This window comes from Nocardiopsis alba DSM 43377, from assembly GCF_000341225.1.
Classification (GTDB): domain Bacteria; phylum Actinomycetota; class Actinomycetes; order Streptosporangiales; family Streptosporangiaceae; genus Nocardiopsis; species Nocardiopsis alba.
In genome coordinates, this window is sequence record NZ_ANAC01000044.1 from 1 (window position 1) to 1,858 (window position 1,858).

Genomic DNA, 1,858 nt, shown 5'->3' on the forward strand with positions numbered 1-1,858 from the left:
GCCGGCCTGTAAAAGACTCCTTAGAAAGGAGGTGATCCAGCCGCACCTTCCGGTACGGCTACCTTGTTACGACTTCGTCCCAATCGCCAGCCCCACCTTCACTCACTCCCTCCCCGAAGGGTTAGGCCGCAAGTTTCGGGTGTTGCCGACTTTCATGACGTGACGGGCGGTGTGTACAAGGCCCGGGAACGTATTCACCGCGGCGTTGCTGATCCGCGATTACTAGCGACTCCACCTTCATGGGGTCGAGTTGCAGACCCCAATCCGAACTGAGACCGGCTTTAAGGGATTCGCTCCACCTTACGGTATCGCACGCCCATTGTACCGGCCATTGTAGCATGTTTGCAGCCCAAGACATAAGGGGCATGATGACTTGACGTCGTCCCCACCTTCCTCCGAGTTGACCCCGGCAGTCTCCCATGAGTCCCCACCATTACGTGCTGGCAACATGGAACAAGGGTTGCGCTCGTTGCGGGACTTAACCCAACATCTCACGACACGAGCTGACGACAGCCATGCACCACCTGTCACCCACCAACTAAATGACCCTGTATCTCTACAGGTCCACGGGTGATGTCAAACCTTGGTAAGGTTCTTCGCGTTGCGTCGAATTAAGCAACATGCTCCGCCGCTTGTGCGGGCCCCCGTCAATTCCTTTGAGTTTTAGCCTTGCGGCCGTACTCCCCAGGCGGGGCGCTTAATGCGTTAGCTACGGCGCGGAAACCGTGGAAAGTCCCCACACCTAGCGCCCAACGTTTACGGCATGGACTACCAGGGTATCTAATCCTGTTCGCTCCCCATGCTTTCGCTCCTCAGCGTCAGGTAAGGCCCAGAGACCCGCCTTCGCCACCGGTGTTCCTCCTGATATCTGCGCATTTCACCGCTACACCAGGAATTCCAGTCTCCCCTACCTACCTCTAGCATGCCCGTATCCACTGCAGAACCGGAGTTAAGCCCCGGTCTTTCACAGCAGACGCGACACGCCGCCTACGAGCTCTTTACGCCCAATAATTCCGGACAACGCTCGGACCCTACGTATTACCGCGGCTGCTGGCACGTAGTTAGCCGGTCCTTATTCCCCACCTACCGTCAACCCCGAGAGAACCCGGAGCCTGCGTTGGTGGTAAAAGAGGTTTACAACCCGAAGGCCGTCATCCCCCACGCGGCGTCGCTGCGTCAGGCTTTCGCCCATTGCGCAATATTCCCCACTGCTGCCTCCCGCAGGAGTCTGGGCCGTGTCTCAGTCCCAGTGTGGCCGGTCGCCCTCTCAGGCCGGCTACCCGTAATCGCCTTGGTAGGCCGTTACCCCACCAACAAGCTGATAGGCCGCGAGCCCATCCCTGACCGAAAAAACTTTCCACCCTCCACCATGAGGCGGAAGGTCGTATCCGGTATTAGACGGCGTTTCCACCGCTTATCCCAGAGTCAGGGGCAGGTTGCTCACGTGTTACTCACCCGTTCGCCGCTCGTGTACCCCGAAGGGCCTTACCGCTCGACTTGCATGTGTTAAGCACGCCGCCAGCGTTCGTCCTGAGCCAGGATCAAACTCTCCATAAAGGTCACTCAACCCGACCCGGCGACCCGAAGATCAGCCTGGGAAGGGTAAACCTAGAAGAAATCCTGACCGGTCACTCTCGTGACCAATCAAAGGAACCCTCCACACCGAAGTGTGGTCGGGGCCAAAACAAACATGGCTTAAAGAAAATCAAACACGCGCTGTTGAGTTCTCAAGAAACAATCACGCTTCCCGTACAAGCTCCGGAACCAGTGTCCCGTTCTGCTCTTCCGTGGAAGGCTTTGTTCGCGTTCGCACCGTTTCCGGTGTTTCCCGCTGTGTTGTGTCTTTACTTTATCAGGT

The 1,858-nt window shown here is 57.5% G+C and carries 1 rRNA gene; it reads right to left on the minus strand.

The features are described from left to right. Window positions 1-24: 24 nt before the first annotated feature. Window positions 25-1,557: ribosomal RNA gene (locus D451_RS0126045) — 16S ribosomal RNA — on the minus strand. Window positions 1,558-1,858 lie beyond the last annotated feature (301 nt).